At 42.2% G+C, this 17,401-nt stretch carries 20 protein-coding genes; 7 read left to right on the forward strand and 13 right to left on the reverse strand.

The window, feature by feature from the left end:
* Positions 1–3 precede the first annotated feature (3 nt).
* The 5 genes from HLI_RS05150 to liaF form a co-directional block, all read right to left on the reverse strand.
* On the reverse strand, positions 4–501 hold the full coding sequence (locus HLI_RS05150) for a thioredoxin family protein (RefSeq protein ID WP_128523637.1): 498 nt from the start codon (positions 499–501) through the stop codon (positions 4–6).
* Positions 502–507: 6 nt separating this feature from the next.
* Positions 508–924 carry a disulfide oxidoreductase gene (locus tag HLI_RS05155; RefSeq protein WP_128523639.1) on the reverse strand — a complete coding sequence of 139 codons (417 nt, stop codon included), beginning with the start codon at positions 922–924 and terminating at the stop codon, positions 508–510.
* Positions 925–1,199: 275 nt separating this feature from the next.
* Complete coding sequence (locus HLI_RS05160) at positions 1,200–1,829, reverse strand: response regulator (RefSeq protein ID WP_128523641.1); 630 nt, start codon at positions 1,827–1,829, stop codon at positions 1,200–1,202.
* Positions 1,830–2,891: a sensor histidine kinase gene (locus HLI_RS05165; RefSeq protein ID WP_128523643.1), complete on the reverse strand. Its 1,062-nt coding sequence runs from the start codon at positions 2,889–2,891 to the stop codon at positions 1,830–1,832.
* Between the two features lie 14 nt (positions 2,892–2,905).
* Positions 2,906–3,664, reverse strand: coding sequence for a cell wall-active antibiotics response protein LiaF (liaF, locus tag HLI_RS05170; RefSeq protein WP_164908491.1), 759 nt, complete (start codon positions 3,662–3,664; stop codon positions 2,906–2,908).
* Positions 3,665–3,888: 224 nt separating this feature from the next.
* On the opposite strand from liaF, the gene HLI_RS05175 reads away from it, so the two are divergent.
* On the forward strand, positions 3,889–4,326 hold the full coding sequence (locus tag HLI_RS05175; RefSeq protein ID WP_128523647.1) for a ferritin-like domain-containing protein: 438 nt from the start codon (positions 3,889–3,891) through the stop codon (positions 4,324–4,326).
* Between the two features lie 206 nt (positions 4,327–4,532).
* On the forward strand, positions 4,533–5,714 hold the full coding sequence (locus tag HLI_RS05180; protein WP_128523649.1) for a M20 metallopeptidase family protein: 1,182 nt from the start codon (positions 4,533–4,535) through the stop codon (positions 5,712–5,714).
* Here the strand turns inward: HLI_RS05180 and HLI_RS05185 are convergent.
* The 4 genes from HLI_RS05185 to HLI_RS05205 all read right to left on the reverse strand — a co-directional run bounded on the left by HLI_RS05185 (position 5,711) and on the right by HLI_RS05205 (position 9,920).
* Positions 5,711–6,412, reverse strand: a complete 702-nt coding sequence (locus HLI_RS05185; RefSeq protein ID WP_128523650.1) for an EcsC family protein — start codon at positions 6,410–6,412, stop codon at positions 5,711–5,713. The two genes, HLI_RS05180 and HLI_RS05185, sit on opposite strands and share 4 nt — an antisense overlap.
* Before the next feature lie 132 nt (positions 6,413–6,544).
* Positions 6,545–6,823, reverse strand: coding sequence for a hypothetical protein (locus HLI_RS05190; RefSeq protein ID WP_128523652.1), 279 nt, complete (start codon positions 6,821–6,823; stop codon positions 6,545–6,547).
* 1,146 nt (positions 6,824–7,969) lie between these two features.
* Positions 7,970–9,184, reverse strand: a complete 1,215-nt coding sequence (locus HLI_RS05200) for an ABC transporter permease (RefSeq protein ID WP_128523656.1) — start codon at positions 9,182–9,184, stop codon at positions 7,970–7,972.
* Positions 9,177–9,920 carry an ABC transporter ATP-binding protein gene (locus tag HLI_RS05205; RefSeq protein WP_128523658.1) on the reverse strand — a complete coding sequence of 248 codons (744 nt, stop codon included), beginning with the start codon at positions 9,918–9,920 and terminating at the stop codon, positions 9,177–9,179. The genes HLI_RS05200 and HLI_RS05205 overlap by 8 nt, the downstream gene beginning before the upstream one ends.
* Positions 9,921–10,063: 143 nt before the next feature.
* On the opposite strand from HLI_RS05205, the gene HLI_RS05210 reads away from it, so the two are divergent.
* From HLI_RS05210 to HLI_RS05220, 3 genes are all read left to right on the forward strand, one after another.
* Positions 10,064–10,492 carry an HIT family protein gene (locus HLI_RS05210; RefSeq protein WP_128523659.1) on the forward strand — a complete coding sequence of 143 codons (429 nt, stop codon included), beginning with the start codon at positions 10,064–10,066 and terminating at the stop codon, positions 10,490–10,492.
* A gap of 124 nt (positions 10,493–10,616) precedes the next feature.
* Positions 10,617–11,171 (forward strand): tryptophan transporter, encoded by a 555-nt coding sequence (locus tag HLI_RS05215; RefSeq protein ID WP_128523661.1) that lies wholly within the window; start codon positions 10,617–10,619, stop codon positions 11,169–11,171.
* 144 nt (positions 11,172–11,315) lie between these two features.
* Positions 11,316–11,723, forward strand: a complete 408-nt coding sequence (locus HLI_RS05220) for a YtxH domain-containing protein (protein ID WP_128523663.1) — start codon at positions 11,316–11,318, stop codon at positions 11,721–11,723.
* 192 nt (positions 11,724–11,915) lie between these two features.
* Here the strand turns inward: HLI_RS05220 and HLI_RS05225 are convergent, their stop codons facing one another.
* The 3 genes from HLI_RS05225 to proV form a co-directional block, all read right to left on the reverse strand.
* Positions 11,916–12,860: a glycine betaine ABC transporter substrate-binding protein gene (locus HLI_RS05225; RefSeq protein ID WP_128523665.1), complete on the reverse strand. Its 945-nt coding sequence runs from the start codon at positions 12,858–12,860 to the stop codon at positions 11,916–11,918.
* Between the two features lie 71 nt (positions 12,861–12,931).
* Positions 12,932–13,777 carry an ABC transporter permease gene (locus HLI_RS05230; protein ID WP_128523667.1) on the reverse strand — a complete coding sequence of 282 codons (846 nt, stop codon included), beginning with the start codon at positions 13,775–13,777 and terminating at the stop codon, positions 12,932–12,934.
* The gene (proV, locus tag HLI_RS05235) at positions 13,761–14,963 is read right to left on the reverse strand and encodes a glycine betaine/L-proline ABC transporter ATP-binding protein ProV (protein WP_128523669.1); all 1,203 of its coding nucleotides are present in this window, start codon (positions 14,961–14,963) and stop codon (positions 13,761–13,763) included. Before proV ends, HLI_RS05230 begins: the two co-directional genes overlap by 17 nt.
* A gap of 285 nt (positions 14,964–15,248) precedes the next feature.
* Here proV and HLI_RS05240 point away from each other — a divergent pair, with 285 nt between their 5' ends.
* Both HLI_RS05240 and HLI_RS05245 read left to right on the forward strand, forming a co-directional pair.
* Complete coding sequence (locus HLI_RS05240) at positions 15,249–15,773, forward strand: GbsR/MarR family transcriptional regulator (protein ID WP_128523671.1); 525 nt, start codon at positions 15,249–15,251, stop codon at positions 15,771–15,773.
* Between the two features lie 427 nt (positions 15,774–16,200).
* Entirely contained in the window at positions 16,201–16,773 is a 573-nt protein-coding gene (locus HLI_RS05245; RefSeq protein ID WP_128523673.1) for an HTH-type transcriptional regulator Hpr, read from the forward strand.
* Between the two features lie 75 nt (positions 16,774–16,848).
* On the opposite strand, the gene HLI_RS05250 is transcribed toward HLI_RS05245, so the two are convergent.
* A complete protein-coding gene (locus HLI_RS05250) occupies positions 16,849–17,181 on the reverse strand; it encodes a DUF1878 family protein (protein WP_128523674.1) in 333 nt (110 codons plus the stop codon).
* Positions 17,182–17,401 lie beyond the last annotated feature (220 nt).

The raw sequence follows: 17,401 nt of genomic DNA on the forward strand, positions 1-17,401 counted from the left end.
ATGCTATTCTTCTTCTTGGTCAGGGGCCTCATCCAGCACTTCACTGCGAAAGAAATCATCATAAGCTGTGACAGATTGTTCACCAGCTATACGGGCTTGTTCTTCTCCGTTTTCATAATGGACAAGTGTCGGTGTTCCTTCTATTCCATACTTGCCCCATTGATCTTTGAATTCCTCTAAATTCATTTTTTTCATATCGACCTCGAATTCCTCTGCAATGGGGACTAAGATTGGTGTGACTCTTTGACAATGGGCACAGTTCGGATCATAAAAATAAACAGTAGTCGGATCACCTGACTGAATCTGGTCTTCCAATTCATCTGGTTGAATTTGATTCTGATAATCCGGGTTGTCCAACTGCTCGACGGTCGTTGGATCAAGATTGTCTTTCCCGTATGGATTATCTGCGGTTTTTTTTGAGGTCTGGTAATTGACAACAAAAATTAGTACAACAATAAGTACAGCAAGCACGCTTGCGAATATGATCATATTCTTTTTCATGAACCTTTACTTCCTTTCTTTCTTAAATAACATCAAATGAACGATGAAAATGATAATGAAAGCTGTTCCCGCCAAAAACGGAATCGTTACAAAACCGAATAAGTTGATATACTGGACATTACAAGGCACGAGTCCGCAAGCATCCCCCGATGAAAGAGCGGGAATTTTCTGGACAGAGTAATGATAGATAGAAACCATCCCTCCGATTCCACTTAAAATAAGTCCTGGCAGTCCGATATCCATGTTCTTCTTCAATAGAGCGGTACCATAGATGATGACAAGCGGATACATCAATATTCTCTGATACCAGCACATTTCGCACGGTTCATAACCGATCACTTCAGAGAAAAACAAACTTCCAGCTGTCGCTACGAGCGATATTGCCCATAACAGAAACAGCCATGATTCAATATTCTTCTTCATAAGTTAAATCCTTTCTACCTCTCTCTTCTGCCATTATACTAGGAATTGTCTTGAAAACAAAGTAGTTTAATAGTCATGAAATGTCTTTCAAGCCGGAGAAATACTTTCTTCTTCAACCAAGTAGAGCCTTGAATATGAGAAGCGGGCACATGCCTCCTGCCTGACATGCTTCAACAATTTTTGAACGGTTTTTTTGTCACAGCCAAAGAACAGGATGACGGTTTTTCATAGACAGAGCAAAAGCCGCCCTTAAAAGAGCAGCTCAAGCCAACCAATCATAGTTTTTTTAGTAATCCGTTCCGATGCGCATAAACAGCAGCCTGTGTCCGGTCTTGAACACCGAGTTTGCCCAGAACATTACTAACATGGGTTTTCACCGTTTTGACACCGATGAAAAGAGAATCACTGATCTCTTGATTTGTCATCCCTTCACCGACGCACTTCAGCACTTCCAACTCCCGCTTCGTCAATTCTTCATGCGGCTTCTTCTCTTGGCGGAAGCGGGACATCATCTTTGTAGCTACTTTTGATTCGATGACATTCTCTCCCCGCGCTGCTTTTCTTATCGCATCAGCAATTTCATCAGCTGAAGATGTTTTCAGCATATAGCTGAAGGCTCCTGCCTCGAGAGCAGGGAACACTTTTTCATCATCGTAATAACTAGTTAAAATGATTATTTTACAGGTTTCTGTCTTCATGATTTCTTCAGTCGCTTCTATTCCTGTACCGTTCTCCATAATCAAGTCCATCAAAACGACATCCGGCTGTTTTTCCTTTACCAACGCTGCTCCATCAAAGCCACTGGAAGCTTCTCCGACAACTTCCAGGTCATCTTCTGTGTTCAAATAAGTGATGACTCCTTTCCGAACTACATCATGGTCATCAATGACTACCACTCTTATCATCTATTCTTCCCCCTTCATAGACACTTGCACGGGCACGCGAAGATCGATGTGCGTCCCTTCTCCCTGCCGTGAACGTAAGGCGTATGTACCACCAATTTCTTCACATCGTTCCTTCATAGTTTTCAAACCATAGGACGTCTTATTTCCTTTTTTCTCTTCTGTATTGAATCCAACCCCATTGTCAGCGATATGTAAAAACACTTCTTCGCCTCCTCGGGAAACCTCCACTTTCACTTCTGTCGCATTAGCATGACGCAGGATGTTCGATAGCGCCTCTTGCATAATGCGGAATAGTTGCTCCTCGATCGTTCTGGAAAGTCCATGAATTTCTTCCATCTGAAGATCAAAATCGATTTGACATTTTTTCTTCAGTTCTTCCACCAGAGAGGCGATACCTTCTGTCAGAGGCTCTCCAGAAAGGTGGACAGGTCGGAGATGAAGAAGCAGTGCCCTCATTTCCGTTTGGGCCTGCAGGGCCATTTCTGTAATTTCCCGCAGTTGCTCCTTTGCATGAGACGGGTTCTTTTCAAATACTTTTTCTGTTGCCTGTGCCATCATTGTCAAAGCGAACAATTGTTGACTGACGGCATCATGCAGGTCTCGTGCAAGTCGCTGCCTTTCTTCGATTGTCGCCGCTTTATGGGCGGTTCGGGCAAGCTCCCCTTTTTCATCAGCCAATTTCAAGAGCGCCTCTTTTTGCTGTTGCAGCTTTTCTCCCAACTCATTCAACTCATCACCAAGTCCAGCTATTTCATCATTTTCATTGAAATAAATCTTTGCAGAAAATTTACCACGTGCCAGCTGGGTAATCATACTTGAGATATAATCCATCCGCTGCTTCAAATCACCACTGGATTTGAACCCTGCATAAATCGACATGAAAAAACCTATCCCCAGATATAACATGATGAAAAGGAGAATGGCTCCAGCGCTCAACCAGGCCGGTTGGAACCATACATATATAGATAGTATGATGGCGGCTAAAATAAAAGTATTCAATATCAATCCATATAAGTGAGAGCGGATATACATATAACGAATACTATTCAACTGTTTCAACATGTGCCTTCCACCCTTCACACCTGAACTACTTTAATATCGCCGATACCAAGATCGATCTGGAATGTCAATCGACGTGTGGCTAAGGCGTAGTCATCTGTCTCATATTGTAATGTCCGATTCACTCCTTCTGCATTGTGACCAACTACCTTAATGTCTCCCACTTTGATTACAGCTTCCACACGAAATGGGACATGCTTAGGAATGATGACTTTCACATCTCCCACCCAACCCCGGACAGCGATTGGTGTATCCTCGTCAGGAATGAAGGCGCGCGTGAAGTCGAATTTATAATCACCGACGCCATTCCACAAATTCATCGGTTCGACCTTCCAATTATCCTGATTGAAGGAATGGTCACCGACGATCATCCTTTTTGATTTGTTACGCCCTCGGGAGTGGGAGGTACCTGAATCATACTCAAAAATATACTTCTTATTACTCCTGCCAAGAAAAATACTGAAACCGATATAAATGAAGAGAAGTGGCCACAGCTGCCATACTTGGCTGAAACTGAAACCGAATACATCCAACCTGTCTAAGAAAAGCAGGCCGCCGAATATTGTCAGAAAAGAACCGAAAATCCAACTGCCACCCTGCTTTAAAATTGTATCCATCCAGATTTTCAAGCCAAGAATAATAAAAATAACAGGGTAAATATTAACCCAGGATAATTTCATTTCCAGGGAAATAATGTTCAAATTCGACAAAAGCAGAACAACCCCGACGACTACTAATAGGACGGCTAATATTATATGAAATACTTTCTTTCTCATTACACTCATCCTTTTTCGTATCTAACATAAATACAATTCGACAAAAGTCCTATGAATCCCTTTTCGTTTCCAATCTCTTACCACTATTTTACCTGTCTTTCCGAAAAGGAGGAACAACCCTCGGGTGGGAATCTTCTCCGCCTCCAGACGGAGAAATCATGTTTAAAGAGCTAATAGCAGGGAATATTGATAAAGTGACAAGGATAAAGAAAGGATGTTGTTGTATGGATGAAAAGATGAAAGCATTAATTGAAGGACTCAATGAAGACTTGGCGCATGAATATGCCGCTTCGATCATGTACACTTATAATGCAGCAGTCGTAACTGGTTTATATCGTTCAGTACTCAAACCCTTCTTCGAAAGTGAAGTAACGGATGAGCAGGAACATGCCGTTTACTTAGCGGAAAAAATCAGTACTCTAGGCGGTACACCGACGACAACCCCCGCTGAAGTGAAGCAGTTAAAAGAAGTAAGACCTATGCTGGAAGAAGCTAAGGAAGCTGAAAGACAAACGATTAAACGATATGAAGAACGAAAAACACAAGCAGAAGAACTGGGGCTGACTGAATTATCAGTAAAACTGGACGATATGATTGCAGATGAAACTGGCCATATGGAAGAAATCGGGCGCTTGTTACAAGATTCCCGCTTACAAGACTGAATACGTAAAGCCTCTGGAAGAGCACCAGAGGCTTTTTTTTGTAGTCTTGCCCGGTGAATTTAAAATAACCTGTCGTTCAAACCCTTGCGCTCCTTCGTTTCGTTAGGGGAATCTTCTTTTTTTCTGAATAGTCGTATATGTTTGAGAATTACTGAAGGGTGTATTACACTTTATAAAACAAAACGAATTGCAGGAGGAATGAAGGAATGTGGCAGGATATTTTTGCAGCAATTGATGAGCAGTACGAAAAGATGGTAGAAACCAGACGTTATTTACACCAATATCCGGAAGTTTCTTTTTATGAAGAAAAAACATCCCGTTTCATCACCGATACATATGAAAGGCTAGGCATCCCATACGAAAGCCACGTGGGAGGAAACGGCGTAATTGCTACTTTGGAAGGCGGCAAACCAGGTCGAACAGTAGCACTGAGAGCGGACTTTGATGCCTTGCCGATCCAGGAAGAGAATACAGTTTCCTATGCCTCAAAAAATGATGGAGCCATGCACGCGTGTGGGCATGATGGACACACAGCTTCCCTGCTCGGTTTAGCAGAAGCACTGCTCCCGTTTCAAAAGGAACTTCCCGGGACAGTCGTCTTTTTACATCAACACGCAGAGGAATATGCACCAGGAGGAGCTAAACCAATTGTTGAATCCGGAGCATTGAGTCATGTGGATGCCGTCTTTGGTACTCACTTATGGGTGAATGCGCCTACAGGAGTGATTCAGACTGCTAAAGGTCCTTTCATGGCAGGGGCTGACCGCTTTGAAATTACTATCCAAGGGAAGGGAGGTCATGGCGCCCAGCCTCACCAGACCAAAGACGCTATCGTCATCGCTTCGCAACTTGTCACATCACTTCAACAAGTGGTCAGCAGGCGAATCGATCCCTTGAAGACAGCTGTTGTGACAGTCGGCACATTCGAAGCTGGTCAGACATTCAATATTATTGCAGATTCTGCGAAATTGACAGGAACCGTCCGCACATTCGATCCAGAAGTACAAACATTAATCATCGATGAGATGGAGAAGATCATCAAAGGAACTTGCACGGGTCATGATGCGGAGTATGACTTCTTGTATGAAAAAGGATATCCACCAGTGGAAAATCACCCTGAAGAGGCAGAGTTGATCTTAAAAGACGCCCACCACGCGGACCCTTCGTTGAGAACCGAAGAAATCGAGCCCGTGATGGCCGGTGAAGATTTTGCCTATTATTTATTGGAAAAGCCTGGTACCTTCTATTTTACAGGCGCTCAAATTCCTGATCATTACTACCCTCACCACCATCCTAAGTTTGACTTTGATGAAAAGGCTCTTCCGCATGCAGCAAAAACATTGCTGCAAGCATTCATCAGTTACCAAGAAAAGCATATGAATTCTTAAAGAAACCGGAGACGGCAAGATTGGATTGTCGTCTCTCCTAATTGTCCCAATAACCTTCCATTAGCGACATAGCCGACAACGGCTCCAATCCCCGGTAAGAGCTGGAATAACTTCACAAAATCCAGCGTATCCCGATATTCGATTTGTAACGTCTTCCAGTCTACATTTTTCTCAGAAACAGAAAGTTCTTCCCAATTCAACACCTTCTCTTTCACACCGCCACGTGCTTCATCACTCGAGAAAGCAAGCATGAATACATGCAATACATAAACACGCTCTTGGTAAGAGTGCACGTTAAGACCATAAATTTGTGCTGCATCGAACAAAAACTTCATTTTAATGCTAAGAAGAAGAGGAAAGTCTGCTAAACCTAGCCAAAATCCACCAAGCCCAGTCCCAGCTCCTTCAAATGAAGCCGTACGCTTATACTGCTTTATAAGTTCCCTCACCTTTTCTTCACGTTGTTCAAATGTCCAAGAAGAGTCCACTTCTATCGGCCTGATATATTCAGATGAAGTTAACGCTATTTCTACCATAGAACGAACGCTTTCTGTCACCACCCCATGCACGCGATCCGGGATTTTTTCATTGATCGATGTTTGAAACCTTTTAGACGTTCGCTGTATGACTGAAACCCGCTTATCTAATGACTTACTCCAGCGTAATGCTTCTTTTTTCGCTGTCTCTTCATATGTCATGAATCTTCCTCCTTAATGATCGATTCTGCAAAAGTAAAGAACTCTCCTATTGTGTGCTTACGTGGATTTAGAGTTATTTTCGTCCATTTATAAAGGCTCTGTTAAATGTCAGTGTTGATTTTTGGAAGCTCCCTATTGTGTAAGACTCAGTTTCGAGACTTCAATGAGTTTAGGGGCTGCGGGAAAAGGTTCGCGTTCCATGGGGCGCGCTGAGCCTCCTCGCACTTTACTTCGTCGAGGCCACTGAAAAACCCTTCTCAATCCAGAGGGAGTTTTTAAAGCTTGTTGTTGCTTCTCACGAATCGCTTGTCGGTGGATGCTTGCCGCGGGCACGGCCTCAGCTAACTTGGTCAAGAAGATCACTTGACCAAGTGGATCTTCGGCTCGCGCTGTTCCCGCAGGCGTCACCACCGAACGCTCCTCGTGGAAGCAACGAGGCCTATCTGAAAAGAGTGATTTTCTTTGATGCATAACTCAGAAAGTTGCAGTTCTTCAGTGGTCTTACATCGCCCTGTGGGGTCTCAGCTGACCCGCACATCCCAGTCCTTAACCATTGGAGGCCGAATTTTGGTTGGAAAACTTAAACCTACACATGTGTTATACAGCTCCATTACCTAGCGGCTAGTGAGACTTCCCTCGCTTCTGTACGATAAGTCAACACCGAATCGCTATGCTCTTCGTGTTTCCTTTATCTCCTCCAGCTCTAGGCTAGCTTCGGCGTCCAGCCTCTCGAGGTCTTAGGCCTTGCAGGATGTAGGTCGTTCGGTGTTGCAACAGCACGTTGCGAACTTAACCGAACTTCTTTACTCGTCATTTCAGAAAAAAGAACACTTCCTGTAATGATTGTCCTTAAGCTTGTCGAGGCTGAACAAGACACCTCCACATTTGAAAGTCCAGTCCATACGCCGCCTATCAAGGCACTTTCGCTTTCAAGTTAGGAGTCTCACCGTTTCCCTCCGCCCCTTTACCATATAGGGGTCTCGAAACTACTGCGGGAATTAGCATCTATGAGCTTAAGGGGAGTAGTGGATTGACAATTCCAAGGAAGGCATTCTGATTATGGAAGCTTGATATAAAACGTTTTATCACTAAAGCACAAGGATAGTGAAGACAATCCTCCTGAGTAAGGGGGGGCGTTTCTCACATATATCAGAATGGGTTGGTGGGGGAGCTGCGAGACTCCCGTGGGAGAAGGAGATAGGCGAGATCCCGCAGGGCGGTAGCCCGAGGAAGCTCGCCAGGTCCCCCACAGGAAAGTGTTCAAATGCAGAATCGTCCCGGTAGACACGACTGGCATAAGCAGAATAGCAACGGAATGTGTCTTTTCATTCCATTGCTATTCTGCTTATGACGCGAGTGTCTGGACGATGGAGCTAGACGAGTTGCTTCCCAACCAACCCTGAGGGTCAACATGGCAACGAATCCTGATTATCTCGGAATCGAGTCTTCCATAACACTGTTCTAACTGAATAACTCTCATATGAAAGCAACAACAACCTTTAACAAAGCCTTTATAAAAAAGAGAGGCTGTTCATCCAGCCTCCCCTGATATTTCTATCAAGTCAATTTCTGATTCACATAGCTTTGAATGAATAAATAACTGAAGACACTACCACCGATCCAAACGATTACAAGACCAAGCAAGTTCCACTGGGCAAGAAAAAGCAGTCCGAACAAGAAAGTTTGGAAAAACATGATTTGTTGAAGCCATGTAAGCAATGCTTTCTTTTTCCACTCATTCTTCACAGGATATAAATCAAGCCAGGCGATCGTACGGTGGTGATTCCATAACGTCATCATTTGGAATGCACTTAGATATAGGAATAAAATTGCAAATGAAATTTTAACCCATATGTTAGGCACAAACCAAATCGCGAGTCCACCAATCACGATTAACCTTAGGTACATCCCTAAATAGTCACTGCTGCGTATGAAAGTAATTCTATATAAATAAGCAAAAGTCTGGTCTTGGCGATACGCCATTCCCTTGACAAGGGCGGTAACAAGAGCATGACGTTTTTTGACTGTATTCTTTAAATGCGGGACATCTGTGAACATATTAGCAATACGATAAAACGTCCTCATTCGCTGTTGGTCTTTTTCGACTAGTAAATCCCAGGCTAGTCCGGCTTTTCGCCTTGCCAGTGTGTAAGTATACATGACGACACCGACCAGAAGAACCGTAATAATACTAGCAAAAATCCACTCTCCTTGTGCTAAAAAGTAGAAAATAGCAATATTCAGGAGAGCTTTGACGACTTGGTCCACAAACCGTGTACGTGGATTTCTCTCTTTCAGCATCCACCAGTTCGAAATCATATTCCAAACCTTCACAATGAGAACAATCCCGATCATCATGAGGTAATGCTGTGTCCCAAGCTGTGGGTAAGAGGCGAAATAAAGCGGGCCCAACGAGGCCGAAATAAGAAAAATCACATAAAGTTGTACGAAATAACTGTAATACAGGCACCGTTTAAAGTAATCACCAAGCTGATATTCAGCTGGCAGTAAAAAAACTAAGTCCGGTTCTTGCAGTAAAGTTCTTACAGGACTGTAACTTGCCATAAATCCGAAAGCGGCCGCAATGATCCACGCAGTTGGAAAGTCCTCTGGTAAATCCTGGAGCCATTGCTGGTAATAGTAAGCAAGTGCTGATATAAAGAAAAGCATAGCCACCGCGATGTGACCATTGAAAATATACTTCAAATAACGGCTTGTCTCTTTCATATGTTCGGAAAACCGACGTGTCCAAAACTCTCTGGAATTAATCATAGTGTTCTTCCTTCGTCAGCTGCACATAAATATCATCAAGCGAAGCTCCTGGCTTTCCAAAAGAACGACGTAATTCATCAAGCGTCCCCCTTGCCCGGATCTCCCCATCGTGGAGAATGATGAAGCGGTCGCAATATTTTTCTGCGGTCGCTAAGATGTGGGTAGACATCAGGATTCCGGCACCCTTTTCTTTCATATCATCCATCATCTGCAAATACGACTGAATCCCTAGTGGGTCCAATCCTACGAAAGGTTCATCTACGATATACAACTCTGGTTCAATGAGGAAAGCACACATGATCATTACCTTTTGCCGCATCCCTTTGGAAAAATGAACCGGGAACCATTTCAGCTTCTTCTCCATGCGGAACTCTTTTAATAAAGGATCCAACCGCTTTTTAAAGACTTCTTGTGGTATGTTGTAGGCCATTGCTGTCAAATGAAGATGTTCGTATAAAGTCAGCTCATCATATAAAATCGGCATTTCCGGTATATACCCGAGCTGTTGCCTGTAAACCTCCGGATTCTCTTCAAAAGAAGTGCCATTGATCGACACTTGGCCTTTTTTCGCTTGCATCATGCCGATGATATGCTTGATTGTCGTACTTTTACCTGCACCATTCAAGCCGATCAAACCGACAATCTCCTTAGGCTGAACATTGAACGATATTCCGTGTAAGACGTTTTTATGTGTATATCCCCCGTGGAGATCTTCGATATGTAATAAAGACTGCATGTTTACCCCTCTTTTCTTGAACATCCATTCTTCACAAATTTTATCATATTTCAACCTCGGATACACTTTTAGAAGGACAAGATCATCGAGTTCCCCTCGTCTATTATGGTACAATGCTAATAAAGAGGAAGGAGTGTTTGAGTATGGCAGAGGATTGCATTTTCTGTAAAATCATTGATGGTGAAATACCATCAGCGAAAGTTTACGAAGACGAAGAGGTATATGCTTTTTTGGACATCAGCCAAGTGACCAAGGGACACACACTTCTGATACCGAAACAGCACTCTAAAGACATTTATCACACACATCCAGAAACGGCAGAGAAACTATTTGCAAAAGTTCCTAAAATCGCCAATGCAATTAAACAGACCTATGCACCAATAGGCTTGAATGTTTTGAACAACAATGAGGAACCAGCTGGACAGTCTGTCTTCCATTTACATATCCACCTGATTCCCCGATATGGTAATGAGGATGGATTCAATCCGAAGTGGGAAGTTCATGCTGATGAATATTCTCCTGAAGATCTACAAGCCATCGCAGGGGAGATTCATCAAAACATTCCCGGCTGACCGATTGTTTTGATTTTATGAAGGAAAATTTGCTATAATATCTTTATGCGTCCGCAAACGGTCATGAGGGCACGTTTGGAACGTAAATTCAGTAGAGCCCAGTATAGTTGAGGAGAGATGTAAAATGAATATTAGAGTATTAGTCATGTTATCTTTGTTAGTAGGGATTGGAGCAGTTCTTCACACTGTCGCGCCCCCATTCTTCTTTGGAATGCGTCCGGATATGATGCTTGCGATGATGTTCTTAGGAATTACACTATTCCCTAAGGCACCTTATGTTTTGTTATTATCATTAGCTACAGGTTTCATCGCTGCATTGACCACGACCGTTCCGGGAGGGCAACTGGCAAATATCATAGACAAGCCTTTGACAGCCTTCGCTTTTTTCGGACTTGTTCTGTTGACTAAGAAGCTTTCCAGATATAAATTCACCCAGCCTGTATTAGCTGCAATCGGTACGATGATCAGCGGTTCCATATTCTTAAGCGTGGTTTTATATATCATCGGATTGATGGAAGCAAGCTTCGGTGTCATGTTCGCTACGGTAGTTCTACCGGCAGCAGCGTTCAACTTCATCTTCGTAGCCATCATGTATCCAATTGCAAGCAAAATACTGCAACGAACATCCTTAGCGAAAGTGGCCCAGCCTTCTCCGGCGGTTGCCACAGAAGCTGATTGAAACCTAATCCAAAGGCACTACAAAACTGTAGTGCCTTTGGTTTACTTTTACTAATTGAAAATCATTTTTTATTGTTTTTGAGGTTTGATTCATACATATTAAGAGAAAATACAAATATGAGATGGATTCGAAAGGAGATTGGTTATGCCAAACGGAAAATCATTAGTATTAGGGTTTATTGTAGGTGGCGTCACAGGTGCAGCCTACACTTTATTGAGCACTCCTTCTTCAGGACGTGATTTCAGAGAAAATGCCAAACTGAAAAGTGAGAATTTGAAAAATACTGTCCTCAGTTTGAAAGAAGACGGCATGCAGCTGAAAGATCAAATTGCCCAAACATCCAAAGAAGGTGCAGAGCTTATTAAAGAGCTTTCTGAAGATGTGAAAAGCTCTATTGAAAGCTGGAAGAGCACCGTGGAACCCCACCAAAAAAACATCCAAAAATACTTGGAACAGATTGAAGAAAGCCTAAAAGAACTTGAAGAGAAAGCAAAAGCTGAACAAAAAGATCATAACACCCAGCCGAACCATGAAGTAATCAATCACCAATAAATGATTTATTAAAAAACCCGCCGTTGTGCGGGTTTTTTTATGGTTGTCCTTAAAACCATATGCGCTATCCCCTCTTATATGTCACTTTAAGTCTAGTCTATTTATACTCAAAGCAAAATAACTTTGCCATCCATGGTCAGGTAATAAAAAAACGAGCAAGGGAGGATCCCCTTGCTCGTTTTTTTGTATAAATTATTCAGCTGGTTTCAGATCTTCAATGGAATCAACATCCATGTATTCTGGAACGACAAGACCGATTTTCGCACCTTCAAGGTTTGCACCTAGGTCTTCAAGGCTGTCCTTATGTTCTTCGTAAAGATCACCGTGAGTTCCTGGCAACCATGCAGCTACCATACCTGTAACTTCACCGGAAGCAACTGATTCCCACATTGGGCCGTTGTCCAGTGGTGTAATCGTTACATCAAAGCCTTGCTCTCTCATCACTTCTGCAATTACGTTTGTAGAAGCAATTTCAGAATCCCAGTTTACATAAACAAGTTCAACTTCTGTACCGTCTACTTCTTCTGTACCTTCTGTCCAAGCATCCACTTTGTCCTGGTTTTCAGAAATCCAGTTTTGCGCTGCTTCTTGTTCACTTGTACCGTTTGTGATTTCAAGCATTACAGATTCCATGTCAGCAGCTTCCCAGTTGAACTGGTCTAAAATTTTATAAGCGTTCGGCTTTTCTTCTTCAAGACCTTGACGGACCATTGTCTTGATTTGCTCTTCGCCACCGAATACTTCTTTTGGATCTTCAAGATATTTAAGGTCATATTTGGCAAACTTCCAGTGTGGTGTCCAGCCAGTAACAACGATCGGTTCTTCATTCTCAACCGCTTCACCTAGTGCTGTAGCCATCGCACCTGAAGATGATGTGGAAACTTCCCAACCACTCAAGTTCTCATATTCTTCTACAGCAGTTTCGGCTGTAGCTACAACACCGGCGCCTGCTTCAATTCCAGTAATTTCATAATTAAGTTCTTCCCCGTAGTTCACTTCTTCAGAAGAAGACTCTCCACCTTCGCTATCGCCTGTAGTTTCATTCCCTTCATCCTCTGATGAGCCACAACCTGCAGCAACAAGTGTTAAAGAAAGTCCAGCAACCATGCCGAAACGTTTCCAATTTAAATTAAACATGTAAAGCTCTCCCCTTTGATAAATATATTTATAGTAAAAGGACCATGTCGGTCCTTTTCTAACGACTCACATTATTCCCCGCGTTGAGTATTCAGGTTTTGTGTAAAACGATCGATTATGATGGCCAAGATTACGATTCCCAGTCCAGCTACGAAGCCTGTACCTACTTCGGCACGTTGAAGACCGGTGATTACCGTTTGTCCTAAACCTTTCGCACCGATCATAGATGCAATAACAACCATAGAAAGAGCGAGCATGACCGTTTGGTTGATACCGGCCATGATAGTTTTCTTGGCCATCGGCAATTGAACTTTGAACAATTTCTGTGTGCCTGTCGTACCAAATGAATCAGATGCTTCAATCAATTCATGTGCGACCTGACGAATTCCCAGGTTAGTAAAACGTACGGTTGGCGGTGTTGCGAAAATGACAGATGCGAATACACCCGGCACCATACCGATACTGAAGAATGCAACAGCCGGGATCAAGTAAACAAAGGCCGGCATTGTCTGCATGAAGTCTAACACCGGAGTGAGAATTTTTTCCACCATCTTGTTTTTAGCCATCCAAATCCCGAATGGAACACCGATGACTACGGAAATCAAACTGGCAAATATAACGAGTGTAAATGTGTTCATCAGCTCGCTCCAAAGCTCCTGGTTAGCGATGAACCATAGACCAATTACAGAAAATGCGGTCAGTCCAAGCTTTTTACCAGATACGAAGAAGGCAAGCACACCAATAACCAAGATGAACAACCAGATCGGTATATTCATCAACCAGTCTTCTGCTACGATTTCAATGAAATCACCGAAATCATTTTTAATAAAATCAAACAAGAATCCGAAAGTATCTGTCGTCCAATCTGTTGCATCAGAAATCCATTTTGCTACAGGAATTTTAGGAATCAAGCCCATTTAAATTCACCTCATTTCCAGCTAATGCCGCGATTACTGCTCCTCTTACAATGATACCTTTCAGCTTGCCATCTTCTACGACCGCTACTGGGACCGGAGCATCGTGAATGATATCGAAAATCTCTTGCATTGGTGTATCTTGCTGTACTTTAGGTACATCTGTACGCAGAATACTTTTAAGATCCTTCATTTCCTGTTTCGCAGCATTCGAGACGTCATCTGCGGTTACGAAACCATGCAGGTTACGTTTCGCGTCTGTTACATAGATACTTGAAAGACCTTCTTTACGCATACGCTCAAGAGCTGTTCTAGGCCCATGCTTTTCAACATCCACTGTTTCAGGACGCTTCATGACATGTTCTGCGGTCAAGACTTTGGAACGGTCCACATCTTCAACGAATTTCTCAACATAATCATTTGCTGGATTCACTAGAATTTCTTCAGGAGTACCAATTTGAACGATACGTCCATCATTCATCAAGGCGATTCGGTCACCTATTCTCAAAGCTTCATCCAAGTCATGGGTGATGAACAGAATCGTTTTCTTCATTGACTCTTGAAGCTCCAGAAGTTCATCCTGCATTTCTTTACGGATCAGCGGATCCAATGCAGAGAACGCTTCGTCCATCAGCAATACTTCAGGATCGTTGGCTAGAGCACGGGCCAAACCGACACGCTGCTGCATACCACCGGAGAGCTGCCCGGGAAATTGGTGGATATAATTACCTAACCCAACCATTTCCAGAGACTTTTTCGCTTTTTCTCCGCGCTTTTCCTTATCAATGCCCTGAACTTCCAAGCCAAACTCAGCATTTTCCAACACGGTACGATGCGGAAATAAACCGAAACGTTGGAAGACCATGCTCAGTTTTTCACGACGGACTTCCCGAAGACTCTTTTTATCCATTTTCGCAAGATCTTGTCCATCAATCAGAACACTGCCTTCTGTTGGTTCGATCAATCGGTTGATCAATCGGACAAGCGTGGATTTACCACTTCCTGATAGTCCCATGATTACGAAGATTTCTCCTTCTTCTACATCAAAGGACGCACGGTTTACTCCGACTGTATTCCCTGTTTTTTCTAATATCTCATCTTTTGATAAACCTTCATCTAAATATTTGGTTGCCTTCCTGGCATTCTTACCGAATATTTTAGACAAGTTTTCCACTTGAATGATCGGCACGTCTCTCACCTCTTCTTTTTTGTTTATTATGGTACGTTTTGTATTTTTTATTTCCGTACTCAATCAATCACCTTACATACTGTAACTCATTTGTAACACAAAGTTCAAACGATAAATACTTAAATTTAAGAATAAAATTTACGTACAGTTTAAACTGTACAGAATAAAAGTGATGGTATGCTTCTTTTTTCATTAAATATCGACATTTTTCTACCCTTTCCTCTGTTTTTATAAAAATTCCATTTATAGTAATGTTGTCTTAGCAATAAATAGAAGGAGGATCTTATGGTATTAACAGATCACCACACACTCGAAGATATTCATACAAAAGTCATGCATGAGTTTTCCAAAACCCTAGAAATGTTCGGCCTTACACCAGCAGATGCACGATTATTCGTCACGTTATATCTTCATAAAGATCCAATGACATTAGATGATATGAGTGAAGCTTTAGGAAAAAGTAAAACTTCTATGAGCACTGGAGTCCGCGGGCTTCTGGAACAAGGGTTAGTGGAACGTGTGTGGAAAAAAGGATTCCGGAAAGACCTCTATCAAGCAAATGAAAATTTATATAAAAATTTCATGTCTTCCTATATACAAAAGTGGCAAATCGCTGCAGATGAACAAAAAGAAACGCTGAAATCGATGGAGGATAAGTTGGAGGTCCAATACAAAGACTTCACGAAAGATAATCAGATGCAACTGGCGAATAATTTATATAAACGAATGGAAGATATGATACAGTTCCATGAAATGATTGCAAAAGCTTTTTATGAATTAGACCCTGACCATCACTCTTCAACCCAGTAACCCCCCATGCGGATGCACCTAAATAGGTACATCCGTTTTCATTAATTATCATCATTATAAAGCACGGCCATATGCAAACACGTTCTGCTTAGCCCACTCCTCTTTCCCGGTATTGGTTCTAACCCCCCTCTGAGCCCCTGAAACTTCCTTCACTATTTCCTTAGGCTCTCAAACCATTAGATGCCTCACAAATCCCCTCCCCATTTCTTCTATCATTACGAAAGCGTACCTCCGGGGAAAGAAGATCTGTTTTTTAAGAACATTATCTTTATTATTCCAGCAAATTATTTCTTGATAATATTAATAAGGTTCATATAACAGTCAGCAGGCAGGAATAACTTTGACTATAAACCCATTAATCCTTTCATATTCGAGGCAAACCTGTCACAATGGGAAGTAAGACAAAATCTAAAGAAGGTGAGATGAAATGAAGGATAAGATTTCCAAGCGAGATGCTATTTTCTATAGCCATAAAATGGCCCAGTTATCGAAAGCGCTTTGGAAAGCCATCGAAAAAGATTGGCAAGAATGGATTAAACCTTTCCAGTTGAACATAAATGAACACCATATTTTATGGATTGCGTACCACCTGAAAGGTGCAAGCATTTCAGAAATCTCTAAATATGGAGTCATGCATGTATCTACTGCCTTCAATTTTTCCAAAAAGATGGAGGCCCGTGGTCTTCTTCAATTTTCCAAACGTGAAAACGACAAAAGAAACACGTATGTTGAGCTGACTGAATCAGGGGTTGAATTGTTAGAAGAAACGCTGAATGAATATAACCCTGAGGATAACTCAGTGCTGCGCGGAGTCATGCCTATGACCGAAATGTACGGAAAATTACCTGAGTTTTTGGACTTATCTGCCCTTATCAAAGAGATTTATGGAGACGAATATATGGAAATCCTTGAACGTTCGTTAGAAAACATCGAAGAAGAAGCTACTATCAGTCAACCGACTGATATTGAAAGTTATAAAAAGAAAACAAAATCTTCCTGATATCTTTAACGGAAGACCAATTTGTTAACGAATAACTAAAACCCTTTCCGTGGCCGCCCATTCGGAAAGGGTTTTTTATATGTCTTTCAGTTGTAATAATTTTTTTGCGAGCTCTGGATAAAGCCCCTCTCCCTCCAATGCTTGCAGAGAACCTTCCACAGGTAGTTTGCTGCACAACATCCCCGCATAATGGAGCAACAACGAAGAATGGTCGATCAAGCCATATTCAAGCTCCTCTTTATATGTATCATCCAATAATTCTAACAGGCCCAGGGTTTCATTGTACTCCTGCTCAGTCATGCCCTTCTCTATGACCATTTTTGTAAATGGATACTTCTTCATTTCCTCTACATTCATCAAAAGCTTGAGCTGAAATGAATACTGTTCACATTGATTTTCCTTCTTCAAAATCTTCCCCCCATTGCCAGGGCATCACCCTTGTCATATCAAGGTTTTCTTCTGCCATTCTCAGAAGTTTACGATACAAATATTTTTTTTACAGAAAACCTATTGCTTTTTCCTGTTAAACATACTATTATTCCTCTTGTGCCAACCAATTCAAACTTGTAATGTACTACTATCATATCGGTATTCTAAATAAATTTACAGTATTTTTTGTAGTGAGGGG

The sequence above is a fragment of the Halobacillus litoralis genome (assembly GCF_004101865.1).
Taxonomy (GTDB): Bacteria; Bacillota; Bacilli; order Bacillales; family Halobacillaceae; genus Halobacillus; species Halobacillus litoralis_A.